General features: G+C 63.3%; 18 protein-coding genes and 2 pseudogenes. 12 read left to right on the top strand and 8 right to left on the bottom strand.

What is annotated here, in order from left to right; all coding sequences use genetic code 11:
- Window positions 1-41: 41 nt before the first annotated feature.
- From J4G43_RS42400 to groEL, 4 genes and pseudogenes are all read left to right on the top strand, one after another.
- Window positions 42-398 carry an MmoB/DmpM family protein gene (locus J4G43_RS42400; RefSeq protein ID WP_208088520.1) on the top strand — a complete coding sequence of 119 codons (357 nt, stop codon included), beginning with the start codon at window positions 42-44 and terminating at the stop codon, window positions 396-398.
- Window positions 399-507: 109 nt separating this feature from the next.
- A pseudogene (locus J4G43_RS42395) lies at window positions 508-1,541 on the top strand (amidohydrolase family protein).
- On the top strand, window positions 1,541-2,335 hold the full coding sequence (locus J4G43_RS42390) for a metal-sulfur cluster assembly factor (RefSeq protein WP_208089558.1): 795 nt from the start codon (window positions 1,541-1,543) through the stop codon (window positions 2,333-2,335). Before J4G43_RS42395 ends, J4G43_RS42390 begins: the two are co-directional and overlap by 1 nt.
- A gap of 78 nt (window positions 2,336-2,413) precedes the next feature.
- The gene (gene groEL, locus J4G43_RS42385) at window positions 2,414-4,042 is read left to right on the top strand and encodes a molecular chaperone GroEL (RefSeq protein WP_166344202.1); all 1,629 of its coding nucleotides are present in this window, start codon (window positions 2,414-2,416) and stop codon (window positions 4,040-4,042) included.
- Window positions 4,043-4,136: 94 nt separating this feature from the next.
- Here groEL and J4G43_RS56195 read toward each other — a convergent pair whose 3' ends face one another.
- From J4G43_RS56195 to soxC, 5 genes are all read right to left on the bottom strand, one after another.
- Window positions 4,137-6,062, bottom strand: a complete 1,926-nt coding sequence (locus tag J4G43_RS56195) for a sigma-54-dependent Fis family transcriptional regulator (RefSeq protein ID WP_208088519.1) — start codon at window positions 6,060-6,062, stop codon at window positions 4,137-4,139.
- Between the two features lie 2,129 nt (window positions 6,063-8,191).
- Window positions 8,192-8,509: a hypothetical protein gene (locus J4G43_RS42370; RefSeq protein WP_208088518.1), complete on the bottom strand. Its 318-nt coding sequence runs from the start codon at window positions 8,507-8,509 to the stop codon at window positions 8,192-8,194.
- A 32-nt stretch (window positions 8,510-8,541) separates the two neighbouring features.
- Entirely contained in the window at window positions 8,542-9,009 is a 468-nt protein-coding gene (locus J4G43_RS42365) for a DUF302 domain-containing protein (protein WP_208088517.1), read from the bottom strand.
- Window positions 9,010-9,019: 10 nt separating this feature from the next.
- A complete protein-coding gene (locus J4G43_RS42360) occupies window positions 9,020-9,568 on the bottom strand; it encodes a c-type cytochrome (protein WP_208088516.1) in 549 nt (182 codons plus the stop codon).
- Entirely contained in the window at window positions 9,555-10,826 is a 1,272-nt protein-coding gene (gene soxC / locus J4G43_RS42355) for a sulfite dehydrogenase (RefSeq protein ID WP_208088515.1), read from the bottom strand. The genes J4G43_RS42360 and soxC overlap by 14 nt, the downstream gene beginning before the upstream one ends.
- Window positions 10,827-11,045: 219 nt before the next feature.
- Between soxC and J4G43_RS42350 the strand changes: the two genes are divergently transcribed.
- Window positions 11,046-12,023 (top strand): AraC family transcriptional regulator, encoded by a 978-nt coding sequence (locus J4G43_RS42350; RefSeq protein WP_208088514.1) that lies wholly within the window; start codon window positions 11,046-11,048, stop codon window positions 12,021-12,023.
- On the opposite strand, the gene J4G43_RS42345 is transcribed toward J4G43_RS42350, so the two are convergent.
- Window positions 11,986-13,773 carry a peptide ABC transporter substrate-binding protein gene (locus tag J4G43_RS42345; protein ID WP_208088513.1) on the bottom strand — a complete coding sequence of 596 codons (1,788 nt, stop codon included), beginning with the start codon at window positions 13,771-13,773 and terminating at the stop codon, window positions 11,986-11,988. The genes J4G43_RS42350 and J4G43_RS42345 overlap by 38 nt on opposite strands.
- 262 nt (window positions 13,774-14,035) lie before the next feature.
- Here J4G43_RS42345 and J4G43_RS42340 point away from each other — a divergent pair, with 262 nt between their 5' ends.
- Window positions 14,036-14,593, top strand: a complete 558-nt coding sequence (locus J4G43_RS42340) for a hypothetical protein (RefSeq protein ID WP_208088512.1) — start codon at window positions 14,036-14,038, stop codon at window positions 14,591-14,593.
- A gap of 21 nt (window positions 14,594-14,614) precedes the next feature.
- On the opposite strand, the gene J4G43_RS42335 is transcribed toward J4G43_RS42340, so the two are convergent.
- Window positions 14,615-15,193, bottom strand: coding sequence for a TetR family transcriptional regulator (locus tag J4G43_RS42335; protein ID WP_208088511.1), 579 nt, complete (start codon window positions 15,191-15,193; stop codon window positions 14,615-14,617).
- Window positions 15,194-15,335: 142 nt separating this feature from the next.
- Here J4G43_RS42335 and J4G43_RS42330 point away from each other — a divergent pair, with 142 nt between their 5' ends.
- Complete coding sequence (locus J4G43_RS42330; RefSeq protein WP_208088510.1) at window positions 15,336-16,781, top strand: MATE family efflux transporter; 1,446 nt, start codon at window positions 15,336-15,338, stop codon at window positions 16,779-16,781.
- Between the two features lie 7 nt (window positions 16,782-16,788).
- On the opposite strand, the gene J4G43_RS42325 is transcribed toward J4G43_RS42330, so the two are convergent.
- Window positions 16,789-16,935, bottom strand: coding sequence for a hypothetical protein (locus tag J4G43_RS42325; protein WP_208088509.1), 147 nt, complete (start codon window positions 16,933-16,935; stop codon window positions 16,789-16,791).
- Window positions 16,936-17,172: 237 nt separating this feature from the next.
- Here J4G43_RS42325 and J4G43_RS42320 point away from each other — a divergent pair, with 237 nt between their 5' ends.
- The 5 genes and pseudogenes from J4G43_RS42320 to J4G43_RS42300 all read left to right on the top strand — a co-directional run bounded on the left by J4G43_RS42320 (window position 17,173) and on the right by J4G43_RS42300 (window position 21,587).
- Complete coding sequence (locus J4G43_RS42320) at window positions 17,173-17,955, top strand: MetQ/NlpA family ABC transporter substrate-binding protein (RefSeq protein ID WP_038944047.1); 783 nt, start codon at window positions 17,173-17,175, stop codon at window positions 17,953-17,955.
- Between the two features lie 123 nt (window positions 17,956-18,078).
- Window positions 18,079-19,112: pseudogene (locus J4G43_RS42315) on the top strand (putative FMN-dependent luciferase-like monooxygenase).
- A gap of 37 nt (window positions 19,113-19,149) precedes the next feature.
- Window positions 19,150-19,773, top strand: coding sequence for a CMD domain protein (locus J4G43_RS42310; RefSeq protein WP_208088508.1), 624 nt, complete (start codon window positions 19,150-19,152; stop codon window positions 19,771-19,773).
- A 12-nt stretch (window positions 19,774-19,785) separates the two neighbouring features.
- Entirely contained in the window at window positions 19,786-20,370 is a 585-nt protein-coding gene (locus tag J4G43_RS42305; protein ID WP_014492615.1) for an alkylhydroperoxidase domain protein, read from the top strand.
- A gap of 59 nt (window positions 20,371-20,429) precedes the next feature.
- Window positions 20,430-21,587, top strand: coding sequence for an ABC transporter substrate-binding protein (locus J4G43_RS42300; protein WP_208088507.1), 1,158 nt, complete (start codon window positions 20,430-20,432; stop codon window positions 21,585-21,587).
- The last annotated feature ends 18 nt before the right edge of the window (window positions 21,588-21,605 follow it).

The following is a 21,605-nucleotide window of genomic DNA, read 5'->3' as shown; positions in this document are numbered from 1 at the left end:
ATCGCTTCACGCCCTCACACTCAATCCTTCTGGAGACCGACATGCTGCACGAGAATGACAACATCTTCAAATCGATGAAGGACATCACGTTCGAGGGCACGGTGTCGCATCAATGCGGAGTGACAATGAACGATAGCGTCGAGGCGCGCGCTATCGCCGAAGTCATGAGCCGTCATGAACACATCAAGGTGACCTACATGCCGGCGATGATCCGTATCGATGGCGACGGCAAGATGGAATTCAAGATGGATGAGATTTCCGAGGAGTTGGGCCGCGTCATGACCCCGCATCTCTTCGAGATTTCAACCTCGACGCATTACGGCCGCATGGTCATGACGGATGACAACACCGTCATGCTGTTCGGCGACATGAACGAGATGATGAAATACATCGTTTAATGATCGCCAGCGAACCAGCCTGGCCGGCACAGAGCCGGCCGGGCTCATTCGACGACATCAATCGCGCCTCACAACAGTACGCAATATCCAGCGGAGCGGGAGTAACGCCATGTACAGGACGGCCAAGGGTGAAGAGATTTTTGTCATCGATGGGCATACGCATTTCTGGGATGGCAGCCCGGCCAACCAGAAGAACATCCACGGCAAGCAGTTCATCGAGTGCTTCTACGCCTATCACTCGAATCTGAGCCCGCCGTCGGAGAAATGGGAGAAGGAGAAGTTCGAGAAGTACGACGCCAAGACGATGTTCGACGACCTGTTCGTCACCGGTTACGACGACATGGCGATCCTGCAGCCGACCTATCTCACCGACTTCTACAAGAACGGCTTCAATACCACCGAACGAAACTCGACGATGAAGAAAAGCCATCCGGACCGCTTCATCCTGAATGGCGCTTTCGATCCGCGTGACGGTACCAAGGGCATCGAAGACCTTCATGCGCTCTCCGAGAAGCACAAGCTGAAGGGTGTCAAGCTCTACACCGCCGAATGGCGCGGCGAGTCGAAGGGCTACAAGCTCACCGACAAGGCGTCCTACCAGTATCTCGAGGCGGCGCAGAAGCTCGGGATCAAGAACATCCACGTCCACAAGGGGCCAACGATCATCCCGCTGAACCGGGACGCGTTCGATGTCGCCGATATCGATGACGTCGCCAGGATTTGAACTTCATCGTCGAGCATTGTGGCTTGCCGCGCCTTGACGACTTCTGCTGGATCGCGACCCAGGAAACCAACGTCTATGCCGGCCTCGCGGTGGCGTTGCCCTTCATCCATTCGCGGCCGGGGTATTTCGCCCACGTCATTTCCGAACTGCTATTCTGGGTCGGACCGGACAAGATCCTTTACGGTAGCGATTATGGCATCTGGACGCCGAAATGGCTGATCGACAAGTTCATGGCATTTGAAATTCCGGCCGACGTCACCAAGGAGACCGGTTCGGTGCTGTCGATGGAAACGAAAATCAAGATCCTCGGTCTCAATGCCGCGCGCATCTACGGCATCGATGTCGAAGCGCAAAAGAAGAAGATCCAGGCGGGCGGCGGTTATGCCCACTTGCCCGAAGCCGTTCACGCGCCGAGGTGATGGCCATGAAGCGTGGCGTTGAGGGGAGGGAGCGGCCGAGAAGCCGTTCGTCAGATGACAGGCAGGCGCAGATATGGGCCTGCCTGCGAGACGTGATGGACCCGGAACTCGACGAGTCCGTCATCGACCTGAATTTCGTGACCAGGGCCGATGTCGACGCGAAGGATCGGGTCCACATCGAGTTCCGCTTGCCGACCTATTGGTGCGCTGCCAACTTTTCGTTCCTGATGGCGGACGACATGCGCCGGTCCATCAGCGCGTTGGACTGGGTCAAGGGCGTCAGCGTGGTCTTGGGCGAGCACATGTATGCCGACAAGATCAATGCGGGCCTCGCGCAGGGGCGCTCGTTCCAGGAAACGTTCGGCGCCGAGGCCGATGGCAGCCTCGATGATCTGCGTCAGACATTCCTCGTCAAGGCGTTCCAGCGCCGGCAGGTTGCGCTACTCAGTCACCTCATCGCGCTGGGGCAATCGCCGGCGGAGATCGTGAGCCTGACGTTGACGGAGCTCGGTTGCCTGCCGCTCGACGATGCAGGTGAGAAGCTGATTCAGCGCTATCTCGAGCGACGTGCCGTCGTAGGTCCGGCAAGCGGTGGTGAACCCGCCTTTGTCGATGCGAACGGAGCGTGGCTGAAAGCCGACAGCTTTGCCGCATACCTGTCGAATCTACGGCGCGTGGGCATCAATGCTGAATTCAACGGCGCACTGTGCCGCGGCCTGCTTGCCGCGCGGTTCGACCTCGATACACCGTTCGTACCGAAATCGAGGACGATGCCGGCGTCGCCGGGCACGTAACAGGTGCCGTGATGCGGGTGCGCAGCATCGATAACAAGTCCAGACCAGACGACCTCAAGGCAAAGTCGGGGATATAGAATGCCGAAGATCATGTTGCACGATGAAGCTGCGCGGGCCGCGCTGGGCCGGGGCGTCGCCAAGCTCGCCAAGGCGGTACGCGGAACGCTGGGTCCGAGGGGCATGAACGCGATCATGGACCGACCGATCGGCACGCCGATCGTGTCGCGAGATGGCGTCAGCATTGCCAGCGAAATCGAACTTGAATGCCCGTTTGAGAATATGGGCGCGCAGGTGTTGCGTGAGGTTTCAGCGCGAACCAATGAGGTGGCGGGGGACGGCACCACCACGGCCACCGTGCTGGCCGATGTTCTTGTGCAGGAAGGCCTGAAATGTCTAGCGGCCGGCGCCAATCCGGTCGAGCTGGTTCAAGGGCTGGAGCTGGCGGTTAGTGAGACCATCACGGCGTTACGACGGTCGGCGAGACCGCTGCAGGGGTCTGCTGGCCTGCGGGCTGTTGCGAGCATTGCCGCCAACGACACGGCGCTTGGCGATATGGTCGGCGAAGCCTTCGAGCGCGCCGGCAATCATGGAATCGTTGCGGTGGAATTTGGCAACACGGTCGAGACGACGCTGGAAATCGTTGAAGGCATGGCCTTCGATCGTGGCTATCTTTCACATCATATGGTCACCGATGTCGAGAAAATGCAGGTGGTTCTCGACAGTCCGTTCATCGTCATGACCGATCTCAAGATCCAGACCGGGGAGCAACTGGCTGGTGTGATCTCGCTCATCGAAAAGAGCGGGCGACCTTTGCTGATCATCGCCGAGGAAGTGGCGCCATCTGTCATCATGCAATTGCTGGCGCGTCGGGAGAAATCCAATTTCAAGGTCGCCGCGATTCACCCGCCGGAGTTCGGCCATTGGCGCAAGGCGATGCTCGAGGATATCGCGATCGCGACCGGAGGGCGCGTTATCTCGGCCGATCTGGGCGGAAGGCTCGAGAAGGTGGAGCTGCACGACCTCGGGTCCGCGCGCCAAGTGCGCATTTCCGCCTCGAAGACCCTGATCACAGCGGGAGGTGGCGATCAGAAGGCCATCGCGGCGCGACGCGAGCAGGTGTTGCGCCAATACGATGCCGCTCCCGAAAATATTGAGCGGGACAAGTTCCAGGAGCGCATCGCAAAACTGTCCGGCGGCACAGCGATGATTCTTGCCGGCGGCGCGACGCCGGTCGAGCAAAAACGCCGGACCCAGTTGATCGAGGATGCGATCAACGCGACCCGCGCCGCGATCGAAGAAGGCATTGTGCCGGGCGGCGGAGTGGCCTTGCTCAGGATCGCTGCGAGACTCGACGAATTGATCAACCGTCTGGACGGAGGCGCCAGGCAAGGCGCCGAGCTGCTGCAACGCGCGCTCAGTCGGCCGCTTTTCTACATTGCCGCCAATGCCGGTCTGAATGGAGAGGCGGAAGTTGCGAGAATTGCCAAGGCCACGAATGGCCACGGGCTCGACGTGCGCAATGGTTCGGCGGTCGATCTTGTCGAAGCTGGCATCATCGACCCGGTCAAGGTTTGCTACAGCGCGGTTCGCAATGCGGCATCGGTGGCCGGACTGATCCTGACGACTCAGACCTTGATCGCCAAGAAGCCGGATGACTACGATCCGACCGCCGGCCCGGCCCGAGGTGGTGGCGCTGAGCTGCTTTGAACGGAACAATCATCGGTTCGAAGCGACCGGCGCTCTGTCCATAGCTGGGCATGCTGCGATACTTGCAGCATCGGCGCTTCGAGGCACTATGGCATCACTCGGGCTTCTTCTGCCCCAGTGCGCGATAGATGGTGTTTCTTGAGACGCCGAGGCGTCGTGCGGTTTCGCTGACGTTTCCGGCGGTCTCGGCATACACCACAAGGATTCGCGCGCGGTGGATGTCGTGGAGCGATCCGGACTCCGCTCCGGAGTGTTGAACGATGCTGTCCGCGCTGGCTTCGTTGATAGAGCCGTCCGCAGCGGCAAGGGTGAATCGCGCCAGAACGTTGCGGAGCTCGCGGACGTTGCCAGGCCAGGGATGTGCGGCGAGATGCGCAATGTCCGTCCGCGTGATTTCGCAATTCGGGTCGATCGCATTGAGCAGATGGCGAACGATGGCATCAAAGTCGTTGCGATCCCGGAGCGGTGGCAGGTTGACCTCGAGCGTATTGAGACGATAGAGCAGGTCGGATCGGAACCGGGCTTCGGCGATGGCCTTGTCCAACCTGGCGTTGGTGGCGGAGATGAGAAAGACATCGACCTTCGATCTGACGCCGCCGACGGGGCGCACGGTCCAGTCGTCGAGCAGGCGCAGAAGCACCGCCTGCAGCGCGACGGGCATGTCGCCGATCTCGTCAAGGAACAGCGTGCCGCCGTCGGCCTCCTTGACCAGTCCAATCGCGCCGCCGCGCCGCGCCCCGGTGAATGCTCCCGCGGCATAGCCAAACAGCTCGCTCTCGATCAGACTTTCCGGCAGGGCGGCGCAATTCACTGGAACGAACGCGCCGGTCCGCCCACTCGCCATATGGGCGTGGCGGGCAAGCTGTTCCTTGCCGGTTCCGGTCTCGCCTCGGATGAGGATGGGCATCTTGCGTGCTGCCGCGGTCTCGACTTGACGGACGATGGCTCGGACCGCGGGGTCGTCCGCAACGAAGCCGGCGGCCATGCTCTGAAGAGACCGTGGTTCCGGCTTTGAATCCTTTCGGGCGGATGATGAGCTCGCGGTCTCGCGACCGTCAGATTCGGATCTCGATTTATGGACGTCGCGATGCGTGATCAACTGGCGTCGTCGCGCATGCAGCACCACGATGGCGCCGATGCCGGAGCGTTCGTTCTCGACGAAGTTGAAGCTCGCGTTGGGAAGCAGCTCTTTCAACCTGCTCGGCCACTCATCGAAGGGAACCGTCTTCAAAAAGCGGGTTGGCGCGTCGTTGTAAATGCCGTGGCGATCATGCTGGAGTGCGTTCAGAGCACGCTCGGTGGCGTGGAGGATCATGCCACGACGATCGAGCACGATGCATTCATCGTTCGCCCATTGCGATCTCCTGCCGAGAAAGCGGCACAGCAACTCCTCGTGTTCCTGTCGGACCGATTGGGCCAGAACGCTTTCCACGTGATGGCCGACCGCGACGGCCAAAGCCAGGCTCTGCGGATTGAAGGTGCTTGCAGGACCCGAGATGTCGACCACGCCAAGCAGTTCGCCATCGGTCGGGTCATGAACCGGGACGGCAGCGCAAGTCCACCGCTGCACCTCCGAGCAGAAATGCTCTGTACCGTGAATTTGGACAGGTTTCGATTCCGCTATCGCGGCGCCAATCGCGTTGGTGCCGATGTCGGCCTCGCTCCAGCGTCCTCCGTGTTCGAGATGGACTGCGCGGCCGGCGTCGATGACCCTGTCGTCGCCCTGCGTATCGATGATCAGCCCACTCGGATCGGTGAGGATCATGATTGAGTTTGCATCGCGCAGAAATGTTTTTGAGTTCTCGAGAGCGCAGCGGGCGGCATGACGGAGCGACGCGTATTTGGAGCGATGACGAAACAACTCGGCGTCCGCGACGAGCGGCGCTCGCGCACGGTCGACGGTGACGTGATGGTTCCTGGATCGCTGCCACGACGCTGCGACCGATGATCTCAAGTCGGATGACAACGCTCCGCGCTCGACGAACTTCTCCCACGCCGCCAGCACTTCTCGTTGGTCCATCCCGGCTCCTCCGACGTGAAAGGTGCTGGACCGCTCATGACGGGCCCTGCGATCATTCACCTGAATGCGGGGGAGTGCCTGCCGCAACTGCCGGTTCGCTCACGTAAAGTCCGACGGTAAGACCCTTCCAGGCCGCCGCGACGGCCGTCTGAATCGGATTCCATATCCGTCGCACCCGCCGTGAAGACGACCGCGCCTTCCGATCAAGCAACCCCTTCAGCGTTCCACGTCCCGAACGTCCCAGGCCTTTCTCTCAAGCCCGTTGACCGAATCAGCCTATACATTTTGAATGGTTCTAGCAAAGGTAGCGATCGAAGTTCCGCCGGGCCGCGGCTCGATCTGTTCGAAAATCCAGGCTAGGCGCGCTGTAGTGCGGCGCAGCATCAGGGAATTGGGCGGCGCGCGCTAGTATCTTCGGCCATCCACACGGGCCGCAGCTATGAACATCGGGGCCGCATCCGATCAAGCGTCGAGGCGATCCAGGGGGCCAACCGGGAGACAACGGCAGCGGACAGAATGCCGTCGAAAGTGACTGGCGTTCAGGATCCAGGGGTTACGTCAGTCAAAAGTGGTGGCGTCAGTCAAATCGCAACCTGGACCGAATGTCGGTATCGGTGGTTGCACGTCCCCGATTTGAACCTGCCGCTCGACACGCTTCTGAGTTTAGGTGGACGACCGGAGGAAATATCGCAGATTTGCGTCGTGTGGAGGAAGGCGGTAGCGCTCTCCCGCTGCCAATATTTCGGCAACTTCTCTCCTCCATATTCTCTTAGGCGGGGCCTTCCTTGGATGTTCCGCCGTTCGGCTCGGTGCTGTCGACCGCCGTTCTCGAAAAATGGGAAAGCGCTGTATGCCGCTCGACAACTGCATTGAGGCGCTCCCCGCCCGATGTGCCGCCGATTATTTGGTTGGCGACACACAGACACCCAGGGCGGCCATCGAGAGATATTCATATGTTTCTTCGACTTCTTCAGGCCGGACCAACGGGGCAGTATCAAAACCCAGCCCCTCGGGGTGGCTGCTCACGACATAGCGGTTGAGCGCCGAAACAGATGGATGAGGAGAGCTGAGAATAGAAGATATAGGTTTGCTTGAAGTCCTCGCGAATGCCAGCCACGGCCTTGGGATTCAGCGTTTTCATAATCGAGCCATCGCGGTCTAGATCGCGCATTTGATCGCGCAACTACTGCTCGACCTCCTGGTCGAACGTATAAGCACCCGCAAAGATCGCTTGCCCTATGGCTCGCTTGTGATTGAGTTCGTCATGCTTGTCACCAGTCTGTAGGTTTGCCATCGGGCAAAACACCCGCCACCCCGTCAACCCTCCCTCACAAAAATATTCCACTTTGCAGAAATTCGGAAATAGCGTATGTGTCGCCCATCCCGGCTCACCAAGAGGGGCGATCTTGTGTCGTCACTGTCGCGAGCCGGGCTTGCGGTGGACGCGGCAGCGTCGGGCGCGAGAGGTCAAGGGCAGGGCGGATTGCTCTCCGTGAGCCCAAAACTTCGTGCCGGATGAGCGGCGCTGTCAGGTTCGTCTCGTCTGCAAGTTTCCGGCTCCGTCGACAGGGCTGGGAAAACTGCGGCGAAATGGCGGGCCGTGCGTACGGCAAAACCGTGTGGTCCTGGCCGTCGTTGCTACGGTCAAGTGCTTGCGGATGCGGCAGTCGCGTCAACCGGCGTGGTGCTGGTGAATTTCGCAAGGACGAGGGAGGCCAAAGGGAACTCGGCTCCCGGGAGAGCACGGCATAAGCCGTCCAACCATCGCGCAGGGAAGGCCGAGTGATTGGCACCACCTGTATGCTGCTGTGCGGTTTCCTTGCGCTACATCTTCGCGCAGCGGACCGCGGGTGCGAGGTCAGCACCCGGCCTTCCCTGCGCCCTCTTGGCTTCGAGGGTGGAGAGATCAAGCAAAGCTCGGGCGAGATGCGCTGCGAGGATGCGAAGGTGTGTCTGCTATTCAAAATGCAGGAGAGAAGAGTGACGCTGTCCGCCCCGTACTCCGTCATTGCGAGCGCAGCGAAGCAATCCCAGAATCCCTCCGTGGAAAGACTCTGGATTGCTTCGCTGCGCTCGCAATGACGATGTGGAAACGGCTCGCGGCGATCATCAAAAAGCAGGTGCCGGCGTCAACGCGGGTCCGTCCGCCCATCCTCCGGATCGCTCTCCGGCTCCCGGATCAGCACCACCGGTTCGTCATAGCCTTTGCGGCTACTGTAAAACACCAGCGCCATCAGGCCGACGCCGACGACCAGCGAGAACACCACGCCGAGCACCAACGCGACATAGCCGGACGCCGGCACGCTGGTATCCGTGCTGGTCCAGCCGAGATAGCCGAGAACGCTCGCGGCGACGAGCATGGCGCACAGCACCGCGACGACCAGCCATCGGGCGAGCTTGCTGTCTTGCGCCTTGGGTGGCGCCGGTTGGCCGCTGGTCACGTTCATGAACCTCTCCTCGCGCGGCCGTCGCGGCGCGCTTACGGTGCGGTGGCCTTGGCCGCGATCGCATGCAGTGCGGCGGTCATCGCGCCGATGGCGGTCTTGGCCGGCTCGCCGGCGCCGTGACGGCCGGCGAGATAGGCCGGATCGTTGTACGACAGCCAGGTCGCGCCTTGCTCGTCCTGCCAGACCAGCGCCTTCAGCGGCAGGTCGATGCCGATGGTCTGCGCCTGCTGCATCAACGGCGTGCCGCCCTTGGCGTTGCCGAAGATGAGCAGATCAGTCGGCCGCAGAGTCATGCCGATTGCGGCAGCGCCCGCGGCGTGATCGACATGGGCAAACACGGTGAGGCCCTTGGCCTTCACCTCGGTCTCGAGCCGCGTCATCGTGTCCTGCGGGCCAAAACTGCTCTTGATGGTGATGAGTCCGTCTGTAGCCATTGCCTGCGTCTCCCAGAAACATGTCGCGACCAGCGCGAAGATCCCGACCAGCGTGAAGAGCCTCATGATGTCAGGCTCACTTCTTGCGGAATAATCGCGCCGGGTCGAATTCCGGCTCCGGAATGAAGCCGTCGCGATTGGGCATCTTGATTTTCGGCAAGGACTCCTTGTCGACCTTGCCGTCGGCGGGAACGATGCCGTTGAGGCTCAATATGTAGGCGGTGACGGCATAGGTCTCGTCGGTGCTGAGCGAGCCGGGCGTCGGATAGGGCATCGCGCGATGGATGTAGTCGAACAGGGTCGTCGCATAGGGCCAGAAGCTGCCGACGGTCTTGACCGGCATATTGGACGCGAGCGTGCCCTGTCCGCCGGCGAGACGATCCTTGATGCCGCCCTGGCCGTTGTCGCCATGACAGGCCGCGCAATTGTCGGCAAAAATCTGCTTGCCCTGCACCGCCGTGCCGCTGCCGTCGGGCAGGCCCTTTCCGTCGGGGCCGACGTCGATGTCCCACAGCTTGATTTCCTGCGGCGTTGCCGGACGGCCGAAATCGAACGCCAGCGCAGGGGCGGCGAGCAGGCCCGCGGTGAGGATGCCGGCGAGAAGCAGCTTGTCATGCGAGGACATTGCGGACCCTCCCGGCCTCGTCGATGCTCCAGGTCTGCTGGGCGTTGTAGTGAAACAGCGCGTTGGTCCCCATCGCGGCGATGAAGGACTGCCGGTCCGGCTGAACATTGCCGTGGTCGTCGGTCGAGCGGCTCACGATTTTTGTCGGCTTGCCGTCCCACGCCCAATCCATCTGGAAGCGCACTTGCGCCTTGGACAGCACCGGCTGGCTCAATTGCGCGGGCTTCCAGGTCCTGGCGCCATCGGTCGAGATCTCGACCCCGGCGATCTTGCCGTGGCCGCTCCAGGCAAGACCCGAGATGCGGTTATAGCCCGGCTGGATCTGCATCATGCCGGAGGGCTGGGTGATGACGGAGTTGGTTTCCATTCGCAGCTGGAACTGCCGCGCCTTGCCGTTGGCCAGCAGCTGGGTGTAGCGCGCCGTCTCCCAGCGCGTCATCCAGGGCTCGCTGCCGAACTTGAGGCGGCGCAGCCATTTGATGTTGAGGTTGCCTTCGAAGCCCGGCATCACCAGCCGCATCGGAAAGCCGTGCGCGGGCCGCAGCGGCTCGCCGTTCTGGCCGTAGGCGACGAAAGCCTCGTTCACGATCTCGTCGGTGAGGGGAATGCTGCGATCGACGCCCGCGCCGTCGCCGCCCTCCGCCAGCATCCACTTCGAGCCCTTGTCCTTGGCGACGAGGTCGATCAGGAATTTGAGCGGAACGCCGGTCCATTCATTGGTGCTGACGAGGCCATGCGTGTTCTGCACCGTCACGTCGGGATCGGCCTTTTTCCAATTCTCCCAGCCGTTGCCGGTGCATTCGATGAACACGACGCGCGTCACCGACGGCATCTGCTTCAGATCCTCGACGTTGAGCACCAGCGGCTTCGAGACCATGCCGTGGATGAGCAGCCGGTGCTGCGCGGGATCGATATCAGGCACGCCGGAATGGCTGCGCTCGTAATGCAGGTCGGTCGGCGTGATGTTACCGACGAGCTTCTGGTGCGGCGTCTTGGAATTGATGGCGTCGCCGGGGTCGACGTTGCGCTTGCCCGGCGTCGCCTCGGGGATGCGATCGAGTTTTGCAAACCGGGAGCGTTCGCTGTGCGCGCTGAGATCGGCGCCCGGCCCGCGATCGGGGACGTCGGCCAGCGTCTCGGCGCCGGCGGCCTCGGACGCCACCGCGCCGAAAATGCCCGCCGACAGGCCTCCCACGAAGCCGCGGCGCGACACATTCGCAGGCCGTGGCAACAACTCAACTGGCGTCTTGGACGTCATATGATCTCCCCGTGATGACCGTGTTTTTGGAAATCCCTGCCGCCTTCATGCGTGACATTACCGAACACCGTGAGGATTGCTCGTTAGGATGTGTTAAAAGGCATGAGTACTGGTCCACTCATGCGCGGGACGGCCCGCTCGTACGGTAGATGCGCTTGGCTGTTCCATGGAATGGCCGGGCGGCTCGGAGACATGTCCGGGCGGATCAAGGGGAGAGGGATGTCGGAGGCGGACGCGGCGGAATTGTTGAAGGCGATGGTGCCGCTGTTCAGGATCCGTCCAATATTCGAGGATTCCTGCAAATTTGGCGGCAGCTGGGAGTCCCTACACGCGCCGAACGGCAAGGGATGGGCGCAATTCCACATGGTCACGCGCGGCGCTTGCGTGGTCGAGCGGCCGGGCCTGGGCCCGCAGAGGCTGGAAGCCGGCGACATCCTTCTGCTGCCGCACGGCGACAGTCACGCGGTTCGCAGCCGGACGGGCGGCGCTGTCGGGCGTGTTACGACCGAGGTCCGCAATGGCGTCCGCCAGCGCGCAACGGTCGAGGCCGAGGTCGATACCGAACTGCTGTGCGGCCGTTTCCTGTTCGAGACGTCGGATGAGAACCCGCTGATCGCCGCGCTTCCCGACGAGATCATCCTGCGCACGGCGGAGGAGCCGCTGCTGGAACGGTTTCGGCGCCTGCTGATCGACATCCGCGAAGAGCTCGCCGCTGGACGGGTTGGATCGGAGGTGGTTGCGGCCGACCTCGCGAGAGCGTTGTTCGTGATGATGCTCCGCGACCATCTTTCGGACGATGCCTCCGGGAATGGGACGGTGTCGCTGTTGCGCGACCGCATGACGGCCCGGGTGGTGTCGGCGATCCTCAACGATCTCGCCCGGGACTGGACGCTCGACGACATGGCGGCGGTGGCGATCGCCTCGCGCGCGACGCTGGTGCGCGCTTTTCAAAAGCGCGCGGGGGTCGCACCCATGACGTTCCTGTCCGATTTGCGATTGACGGTCGCGCGCAAGCGGCTGGCCGGCACCTCCGATCCGATCGCCAAGATCGCCGGCGAGGTCGGCTATGCGTCCGAAGGCGCGCTGAGCAAAGCCATCATGCGCAGATACGGCATGCGACCCGGCGCCTTGAGGGAGCCGGGTCCTCGCGCGCCGGTCGTCAGACCCGATACCAGCTCCCCAGATTCCAGGTCGTGACGTCCCAGCCCGAGATGTCAGCCATGAGGTTATTGACGCCGGCGCCGACGATGTTGCGGGAGAGCAGCGGCACGAGAATATTGGCCTCGCAGAAGATCTCGTTGACCTTGATCAGGAGCGCGGCGCGCTTGACCGGATCGAGCTCCTGCTGCGCGGTCTTGTAGGCCTTGTCGGCGTCGGGATCGGACCAGCGCGAGATGTTTCGGCCGAGCCACTTGTTCTCCTTGTTGGCGATCTCCCAGGAGACGCACTGGTTCAAGAACCGCTCCGGATCGGGCTGCGGCTGCGTCGTGTTGTACATCTCCATATCGCAATAGAGTTTCGAGTAGGTGTCGGGATTGCCGACATCAGACGAGAAGAACACCGATGCGGTGACCGACTTCAGCTCGATGTCGATACCGGCCTTCTGGCAGGCCTGCTTGATGATGGCCTGCGTCTTCTGGCGCGGGCCGTTGATCGAGGTCTGGAACACGTATTTGAGCTTCTTGCCGTCCTTCTCGCGGATGCCGTCCGCGCCCCGCTTCCAGCCGGCCTCGTCGAGGATCTTGTTCGCCTTGTCGACGTCGAAGGCGTAGGTCAGCTTGCCCGACTTGAACTGCTGGGGCTGGTTGACGAAGCTTGCCGTGGCGATGCCGCCGCGGCCGTAGATGAATTTCTGGATCGCCTCGCGATCGATCAGGAGGTTGAACGCCTGGCGGACGACCGGATCGGACAGCGTCGGGTGCTTGGTCTTGACGCTGGAACGCTCGCCGTCGACCTCGGTCCACGGATCCGTCGTGTTGAGGATGATGAACTCGACGTTGCCCGACGGCGTGATGTCGACCCTGCCTTTGCCGCTGGCCTCCATGCGCTTGAGGACCTCCTCCTCCACCAGCAGGTTCCAGGCATAGTCGTATTCGCCGGTCTGGAGCACGGTGCGCGCCGCGGAGACCGCGTCGCCGCCGCCCTTGACCTCGAGTGTGTCGAAATGCGGCTGGTTCTTGACGTGATAGTCGGGGTTGCGCTCGGCCCGGATCAGGTCGCCCGGTTTGAACTCGACGAACTTGTACGGGCCGGTGCCGACCGGCTTCAGATTGCCCGGCGCCTCGCGCGATTTCGCGCCGGCATAATCGCCGAAATGGTGCTTCGGCAGGATCTGGCCGACCGAGCCGACGAAGGGGTCGGCCCAGAACGGGGTCGGGGCCTTGAACAGCACCTTGACGGTGTGGTCGTCGATCTTCTCGACGGTGATGTCCTTGTAGGATCCCGTGCTGTAGGCGGCGGTCGCGAGGTCCGCTGCGTAGGCCCAGGTGAAGACGACGTCGTCGGCGGTGAAGGGCTTGCCGTCATGCCACTTCACGCCCTGTTTCAGCTTCCAGATGACGCTCATGCCGTCGGCCGCGAGGCTGCCGTTCGCCTTGGTCGGAATCTCGGCGGCGAGGCAGGGGATGAGGTTGCCGTCCTTGTCCCAGCCGGCCAGCGGCTCGAAGAAGATGCGCGAGGCGACCTGATCCTTGGTGCCGATCGCGAAATGCGGATTGAGCAGGGTGGGGGCCTGCCACAGCAGGATCTTGAGCGGGCCGCCGCCGCCGGCCTTGGTCGGCTTGTATTGCAGCGTGGCATCCGCCATCGCGACGTCGTTCCAGAGCAGGATCTGGCTCGCGACCGGCGCCGCGATCCCGGCCGCAGCCATGGTCCGGATGAACGAGCGTCGCGACAGCGTGCCTTGCTTCACCTCCGCGATGGACTTGCGAATCTCGTCTTCGTTCATCGAATGACCTCCACCTCGAAGAAAAATCGTCGCCGCCACCCCATCATGTTGCATCGCGCACGAGGCGGCAATGCCGGCGAGGCCGCAAGGCCCTGCGACGAAATGGCGAAGTGGAGGTGGGCAGCTTCTGCCGGGACATAGTTGCCGGCGTGAAGGCTATGCCGGCCGGATTTTGCGATAAGCCCTTGATGGCAATGAGGCTCTCATCTGGCATGCGCATTGCACGCAAAGCGTGCGTTCGCAATGACAGTGGAGTACGTGTATGAGCGTCAGCAGCATGAGCAGCATCGGTGGTGGAAGCGCGGCGGGGTCGCCTTCATCCACCAGCCAGTCGAAATCAGCGGGTTCACCAGACGGCGCCTCGATGTTCTCGTCTCTGCTGGAGAGCGGCACGCCCTACGACGAGGTCAAGGTGAGCCTGCCGAACGGTATGTCGATCGGCATCGTCCATTTCGGTGGCGGCGGCTTCGACAGCAGCGCGCTCAAGTCCATCGAGGATTTCGTGCAGAAGCTCGCGAGCCAGCAGATATCAGGTGATCCGGCGTCCGGCGCCGACCAGGCGCAGAACGGTGACACGCCCGACGCCGTCGGGATCGACAAGGTTCATGTCGATCTCCCAAACGGAATCTCGTTCGAGGTGCTGCATTCCTCCGGCGGCCACGCCACGGACAGCGACGCCGTCCTGAAGGAGCTCACCGAGGCTGCCGAAGAACTCGCCGAATCGCTGTCGCACTATTCACCGGCATCGGCCGCAGCTTCCGCCTATGCCTCGCAAGCAAGTTCGTCCGGTCGCAGCAGCCAGCTCGACGCGAGGAGCTGAGCAACGGAGGACGCCCCGGGGCTAGCGCCCCTTCGCAAGCGCCAGCGCAGCATCCACCGCGTTTTCGAGAATCTCCTCCGACAATTGCCTGTCGCTCACCGCGCGCGACAATTGCAGCGCGCCGACCATGGTGGCGTAGGCCGCGATGGCGCGGCGGCGCCGTTCCGCCGGCGTGCCCTCGGGCATTTGCGCTGCCATCAGCGCGAAGATCTCGGACATCTTGCCGGTGAAGGCCTCGCGCGTTGCCTTCGGATGCCGCGCGATCTCGGAGACGAGGGCCGCGGTCGGGCAACCGGTCGCCGCCCGATCGCGATGCTTGGGCGAGAGATAGTCGCGGATCACGGTCTCGAGCGCGACGCCGTTTTCGAGATTGTCCTTGTGTCGCTGCTCGCGCCGCTCCAGCGCGTCGAGCAGTACCGCGCGCACCAGATCCTCCTTGGAGGCGAAGTGCGTGTAGAAGGCGCCGTTGGTCAGGCCCGCTTCCGCCATGATGCCGGCGAGGCCCACCGCGGCGATGCCGCTCTCGCGGAACTGCGAGGATGCGACATCGAGAATGTGCCGCCGCGTCGTGTCCCTGTGTCCCTTGTCATAGCGTGCCAATTCCGCCTCCTGCGAACCCGCCGCCCCCTATGCCACAAAATCGTGAGGTCTGTCCTATTGCATTACGATCATACTAATACATTATAATCATAATGCAATGGGCGGCCGACCGGGCGGTCCGAGGGAACCACAGGATCGAACCATGTCCGTCGAAGATGCCGCCGCGCCGGCCTTGTCCGCCGCGCCATTCGTGGCCCACACCGCGGCGCCGCTTCGCCAGGCGGCTCCGCCCGCACCAAGCGCGGCTGAGCAAAGACGCGCCGCGCTCCTGACCGCGCCGATCTTGCCCACGCTGCTCAAGCTCGCGCTACCGACCGTCACCGTCCTGGTGGCACAGACCGCGGTCAACATCGCGGAGGCCTATTATGTCGGCTATCTCGGCACCGATGCGCTCGCCGGCGCCGCGCTGGTGTTCCCGATCTTCATGCTGATGACCATGATGTCGAACGGCGGGTTCGGCTCCGGCGTTGCGTCCTCGGTGGCGCGCGCGGTCGGTGCCGGCCGCCGCGCTGACGCCGAGGCGGCGCTGTTTCATGCGGTGGTGCTCGCGATCATTGCCGGCGGCGTGTTCACGCTCGGCGTCGTCCTCGGTGGTCCGCATCTCTATCGCGCCCTCGGCGGCACCGACGGTGCGCTCGCCGCTGCCACCACCTATTCCAACTATCTGTTCGCCGGCGCCATCCCGGTGTGGATCGTCAACCTCCAGGCTGCCGCGCTGCGCGGCGCCGGCAACGTCAAAGTGCCGGCCCTGGTGACGCTGGTCGGCGCCATCGTGACCATTCCGGTCTCGCCGGCGCTGATCTTCGGGTTCGGGCCGATCCCGCGGCTCGGCATCGGCGGCGCCGGCATAGCCTTCGGCCTCTATTATGGCGCGGCGATGCTGTTCCTGCTGCGCTACATGTCGACGGGCGCGACTGGCTTGAAGCTGCACATCGTGCCGTTGCGCGCAAAAATCTTCGGCGACATGCTGAAGGTCGGCATCCCGACGGCGTTCAACGCGGTGCTGACCAACCTCACCGTCATTCTCGTCACCGGTGCGGTCGGGCTGTTCGGCACGTCCGCTCTCGCCGGCTACGGCATTGCCTCGCGGCTGGACTACATCATGATCCCGCTGCTGTTCGGGATCAGCACGGCGACGCTGACCATGGTCGGCGTCAACATGGGCGCGGGCCAGACCGCGCGGGCACGAAAGATCGGCTGGATCAGCGGTGTGGTCGGCATGATCATGACCGGCGCGATCGGCTTGCTGGTTGCGATCTTCCCGACGGCCTGGCTGCACCTCTTCAGCCATGACGCGGACGTTGTCAGCGAGGGCATGACCTATTTACGCATCGTCGCGCCCGCTTATGCCGCGCTCGGCTTCGGTTTTGTCAGTTCGTTCGCGGTGCAAGGCACCGGCCGAGCGATGGGGCCGCTCGCTTCGTCCTTCGCGCGCATCCTGATCGCGGCTGGCGGCGGCTGGATCGCGGTGGCGAGCTTTGGCGCGGGCATGGCGGGTCTCGCCACCATGGTCACGGCCTCGCTCGCCGCCTATGCCGCGATCTGCGTCCTGATCATGCTGTCACCGTGGACGTGGCGCTTCGAGTAAACAGGCATCACTGGATGCCGGTAGCGCCGATAGCAGCAAGTTGCTCAGCAACTTGAGCGACGACGCGTTGATCAGCTTCATCGTCAGCGCAACGCCGGAATAGAACGGCGAGGCCGTTCCGGCTGTCGAGCTTGGGGGCGGCGAGGGCGGTCACGGCTGAATTCCTTGCTGGCCTTGCTGCTGATCTCGCATCCGGGGTGACACTTTGCCGTGATGCCCATCACGCTTGCACAACGCGCCGTATGATCTGCGAATTCCTTTCCTATTTTGCGCCGAATGGAGAAGGTGTTTCTCGCAACAGGCCGGAAATATGGATTTCCATTTCATTGATTTCGCCTCGCGGAGAAGCGAATACGGTTCCAATCATTTTCGCTGAGTTTTGGAGACCAAGATGTCGTTTCGCCTCCCCCTGATCCTCGCAACCGCGCTTGCCGCCTGGTCGGCCGCGGCCACGGCCGAGACCATCAAGATCGGTGTGACGCCGGGCCCGCATGCACAGATCTTCGAGGCGGTGAAGCCGATCGCCGCCAAGCAGGGCCTCGACATCCAGCTGATCGAGTTCTCCGACTACGTCGTGCCGAATGCCGCCCTCGATGCCGGTGAGATCCAGGCCAATTCGTTCCAGAACCAGCCTTATCTCGACAACCAGAAGGCCGACCGCGGCTACAAGATCGAATCCGTTGGGCTGACCGTGAACTTCCCGATCGGCGTCTATTCGAAGAAGCACAAGGCCTTCGCCGATATCCCCGAGGGCGGCAAGGTCTCGATCCCGAACGATCCGACCAATGGCGGCCGCGTGCTGCTGCTGCTGCGCGACAAGGGCGTGATCAAGCTGAAGGACGGCACGGGCTTCAAGCCGACGGTGCTCGACGTCACCGAGAATCCCAAGAAGCTGAAATTCATCGAGGTCGATGCGGCGCAGGCTCCGCGCGCGCTCGACGATGTCGATGCCGCCGCGATCAACACCAATTATGCAACCCAGGCGGGCCTCGATCCCGTCAAGGATCCGATCCTGCGCGAGGACCCGAAGGGACCCTACGTCAACCTGATCGCGGTACGTGCCGCCGACAAGGACAAGCCCTGGGTCAAGATCCTCGTCGACAGCTACCACACGCCCGAGGTGAAGGAGTTCGTCCTGACCAAGTTCAAGGGCGCGGTGCTGCCGAGCTGGTAGGCAATCTGCCTAGCCAAGGTCCAGCGCGGGGGCGATCCGGCGGGCAGCCTTGCGCAATGCCCGCTTGTCTGGAGCTGCGGCAACCGACATCATCGGGGCCCATCCTCGCCCGACAGGGGTCGTATGAAACGCTTTGCAAACCTGAAACGACTGGGGTTCTTCACGCGGCTCCTCGATGAAGCCCCGCCAGCGGAGCGCTACCGCTTTGCCGCCGAGCAGATCGTGCGCGCAGAGAAAGCGGGCCTCGATTCCGCGTGGATCGCGCAGCATCATTTTCACGAACGCGAGGGCGGCCTGCCGTCGCCCTTCACTTTCCTCGGCTACGTCGCGGCGCAAACCTCGCGCATCCGTCTCGGCACCGGCATCGTCACGCTGCCGCTGGAGAACGCGGTGCGGGTGGCGGAAGACGCTGCGGTGCTCGATCTGCTCTGCAACGGCCGCTTCGAGCTCGGCGTCGGCACTGGCGGCAATCCGTCGGCCTTTGCCGCCTTCGGCCTCGACAGTGCCCAGCGCAACGAGATCTTTGCCCGCAATCTGGACGTGGTCCGCACCGCTCTGGTCGGCAAGCCGCTCACCGGCGGCGATACGCTGTATCCGCAGCGGCCCCAATTGGACAAGCGGATCTGGCAGGCGACGTTCTCGGTCGCCGGTGGTGCGCGCGCGGGCAAGGCCGGCGATGGCCTGCTGCTGTCGCGCACCCAGCCCCGGACCAAGGAGGCGCCGAAGGCCACGCTCGCCGAGATCCAGAATCCGGTCATCGATGCCTATCTCGAAGCGCTGCCGCCGGGATGCGAGCCCCGGATCATGGCCTCGCGCAGCGTCTTCGTCGCCGACGACCGGACTGAAGCGATGCGCCTCGCCGATATCGGGCTGCGGCGCGCGCTGCCGCAGTTCCTCAAGGGCGGTCACGCCAGGCCTGGCGAGACGCTGGAGGAGATGATCATCGCATTCGACACCCATGTCGGTGCGGCCGACGACGTCATCGCCTCGCTCCGCGCCGATGCCACGCTGGAGCGGGTGACCACCTCGTCTTCCAGGCGCATTCGGTGGACGCGCCGCATCCTCATATCCTGCGCTCGATCGAGCTTGTCGCGGAGAAGGTCGCGCCGGCACTGGGCTGGGCCCGGACGGCGGCTGACGTGGCTCTGGCGGGCTGATCGGAGCGAACATGATCGCGTTGCACGAGGCTGAATGATGGCTACGAAAGATATCATCGACACGCTCGCCGGGATCGAACCGGGCACGGCTCTGGATGGCATTCGCGCACGCCGCCTGCAGGCGCGCGAGAACGCGCAGAAGAGCTATCTCTCGCTGTTCGAGCCGATCGACGCCGGCGATTTTTCGCTTGTGGAGCGTGCCGCAGTCGCGCTCTTCGTGATCGGCCTTCACCGCGAGCCCAATGTGGCCGCCTTCTACCGGGGCAAGCTCGCGGCGACCGCCGATGGTGCGCGCCTGGCCGAGGCGATCGAGGTCGAAATCGGGCGCGGAGAGACGTCAGGCCCGTACGGTGCGTATCCGGCCGGACCGCTGTCAGTCGAGAACAACGCTGGCCTGATCTATCGCGTGAGTGCGGAGGGCAAGTCCGTTCTTGGCGCCAGGCTCGCGGCGGCGCTGGAGCATGCGCATCTGCTGGTGTTCCGCCCGCGCGATGCCGCGTCCGCCGATATGAAGGCGCTGCTGGCCGCCGGCTGGTCCGACACCGGCATCGTCACTTTCTCTCAGCTCGTCGCGTTCCTGTCGTTCCAGGTGCGCGTCGTCACGGGCCTGCGCGTGCTCGGCGCCTCGCTGGGCACCGCAAGCGCTGCGGCCGGCGCGTAAGGAGACTGCATCATGAGCGCTGCAAACAACGTCAATCCGCCCGTCGTCTTCACCCAGGACGAACTCGGCTGGGTGTCGTGGATCGACCCGCTGCCCGAGGCCGAATTGACCGAGCGGCATTTCGCGGGCCTGGTCGATCGCTCCCGTGCCAAGTCCGAATACTTCCGCCTTCTCGTGCGTGATCCCGAGGTGCTGGAAGCCCGCACCAAGACCGACAAGGACATCTTCTACAACGTCGCCGATGGCCTGCCGCGCGCCGAGCGCGAGCTCGCGGCGGCCGCGACCTCGCGCTACAACGGCTGCATCTATTGCGCTTCGGTGCATGCGCGTTTCGCCAGCACCTATTCCAAGCGTCGTGACGACGTGCAGCGGCTGCTCGACGAAGGCGTCAAGGCCGACCTCGGCGAGCGCTGGAATGCGGTGGTCAAGGCCTCGGTCGCGCTGGCCGCGACGCCGATTGCTTTCGGGCCTGAGAATATCGCGGAGCTGCGCCGCGCCGGCCTCGACGATGCCGAGATCGTCGACGTCATCAACGGCGCCTCGTTCTTCAACTGGGCGAACCGGCTGATGCTGTCGCTCGGTGAGCCCTCGAAATAGGCAATCTCACCGGCACAAGAATTGCTGTTCGTTTCAACACTATCTGGATGGAGCCGTGCATGAGCAACATCGATCGTCGTACCCTGGTCAAGGGCTCGCTCGCCGCCATGATGGCGGGAGCAGCCGGTTCGCGCGGCGCCTTTGCGCAATCCTCCGAGCCGATCCTGCTCGGCGTCAGCGGCCCCCTGACCGGGCCGAACGCGCAATATGGCACGCAGTGGAAGCAGGGCTTCGACCTCGCGCTGGACGAGATCCAGGCGGCCGGCGGCATCAACGGCCGCAAGCTCACCTACAATTTCGAGGACAGCCAGAGCGATCCGCGCCAGTCGGTGGCGATCGCGCAGAAATTCGTCTCCGATCCCCGCATCGTCCTTGAGCTCGGCGACTTCTCCAGCCCGGCCTCGATGGCGGCTTCGCCGATCTATCAGCGCGCGGGCCTCGTGCAGTTCGGCTTCACCAATTCGCACCCTGACTTCACCAAGGGCGGCGACTTCATGTGGAGCACTTCGGTCAGCCAGGCCGACGAGCAGCCGCTGTTGGCGTCCTATGCCGTGAAGCGCCTTGGCCTGAAGAAGCTTGCAGTGCTGCACCTCAACACCGATTGGGGCCGCACCAGCCGCGACTATTTCGTCAATGCTGCCAAGGAATACGGCGCGGAGATCGCGGTCACCGAGGGCTATATTGCCGAGGAGCGCGACTTCCGCTCCACTCTGGTGCGCGTCCGCGACGCCAACCCGGACGGCTTGATCCTGATCTCCTACTATTCCGACGGCGCGCTGATCGCGCGTCAGGCGCGACAGGTGGGGCTCAAGCAGGTGATCTGCGCGGCAAGCTCGGTCTACTCGCCGAAGTTCCTGGAGCTCGGCGGCGAGGCTGTCGAGGAGGTCCATGTCGGCACGCGCTACTTCCCGGAAGACCCGCGGCCCGAGGTGCAGAAATTCATCGCCGGCTTCAAGAAGAAGTACCACGGTCTGGAGCCCGACGCCTTCAACGCCTACGCCTATGATGCGATGAACATGGCGGCTGCCGTGGTGAAGATCGGCGGCACCGACCGCAAGGCGGTCCGCGACGCCTTCACCAAGGTCAAGGACGTCCCGAGCGTCATCTTCGGCGCCGCGACGTTCGACGTCGCGACCCGCCGCGTCAAGGGCGCCATGAACGCCGAGCTGGTCGTGCGCAAGGGCCAGTTCGCGCTCTGGGACGGCAAGCCGACCTGACCTGATGGCTGGAGCGGG

The organism is Bradyrhizobium barranii subsp. barranii (assembly GCF_017565645.3).
In the GTDB taxonomy this organism is placed as follows: domain Bacteria; phylum Pseudomonadota; class Alphaproteobacteria; order Rhizobiales; family Xanthobacteraceae; genus Bradyrhizobium; species Bradyrhizobium barranii.
This window is presented reverse-complemented; position numbering and strand designations above follow the sequence as displayed.

Excerpts from the sequence above, each read along its gene's own strand:
- J4G43_RS42365 (WP_208088517.1), bottom strand. The coding sequence starts at position 9,009 with ATGAGGCTCTTCACGCTGGTCGGGATCTTCGCGCTGGTCGCGACATGT.
- J4G43_RS42400 (WP_208088520.1), top strand. The coding sequence starts at position 42 with ATGCTGCACGAGAATGACAACATCTTCAAATCGATGAAGGACATCACG.
- J4G43_RS42340 (WP_208088512.1), top strand. The coding sequence starts at position 14,036 with ATGAGCGTCAGCAGCATGAGCAGCATCGGTGGTGGAAGCGCGGCGGGG.
- J4G43_RS42390 (WP_208089558.1), top strand. The coding sequence starts at position 1,541 with ATGGCCATGAAGCGTGGCGTTGAGGGGAGGGAGCGGCCGAGAAGCCGT.
- J4G43_RS42360 (WP_208088516.1), bottom strand. The coding sequence starts at position 9,568 with ATGTCCTCGCATGACAAGCTGCTTCTCGCCGGCATCCTCACCGCGGGC.
- J4G43_RS42310 (WP_208088508.1), top strand. The coding sequence starts at position 19,150 with ATGGCTACGAAAGATATCATCGACACGCTCGCCGGGATCGAACCGGGC.
- J4G43_RS42300 (WP_208088507.1), top strand. The coding sequence starts at position 20,430 with ATGAGCAACATCGATCGTCGTACCCTGGTCAAGGGCTCGCTCGCCGCC.
- J4G43_RS42345 (WP_208088513.1), bottom strand. The coding sequence starts at position 13,773 with ATGAACGAAGACGAGATTCGCAAGTCCATCGCGGAGGTGAAGCAAGGC.
- J4G43_RS42370 (WP_208088518.1), bottom strand. The coding sequence starts at position 8,509 with ATGAACGTGACCAGCGGCCAACCGGCGCCACCCAAGGCGCAAGACAGC.
- J4G43_RS42305 (WP_014492615.1), top strand. The coding sequence starts at position 19,786 with ATGAGCGCTGCAAACAACGTCAATCCGCCCGTCGTCTTCACCCAGGAC.
- groEL (WP_166344202.1), top strand. The coding sequence starts at position 2,414 with ATGCCGAAGATCATGTTGCACGATGAAGCTGCGCGGGCCGCGCTGGGC.
- J4G43_RS42330 (WP_208088510.1), top strand. The coding sequence starts at position 15,336 with ATGTCCGTCGAAGATGCCGCCGCGCCGGCCTTGTCCGCCGCGCCATTC.
- J4G43_RS42350 (WP_208088514.1), top strand. The coding sequence starts at position 11,046 with ATGTCGGAGGCGGACGCGGCGGAATTGTTGAAGGCGATGGTGCCGCTG.
- J4G43_RS56195 (WP_208088519.1), bottom strand. The coding sequence starts at position 6,062 with ATGGACCAACGAGAAGTGCTGGCGGCGTGGGAGAAGTTCGTCGAGCGC.
- soxC (WP_208088515.1), bottom strand. The coding sequence starts at position 10,826 with ATGACGTCCAAGACGCCAGTTGAGTTGTTGCCACGGCCTGCGAATGTG.
- J4G43_RS42320 (WP_038944047.1), top strand. The coding sequence starts at position 17,173 with ATGTCGTTTCGCCTCCCCCTGATCCTCGCAACCGCGCTTGCCGCCTGG.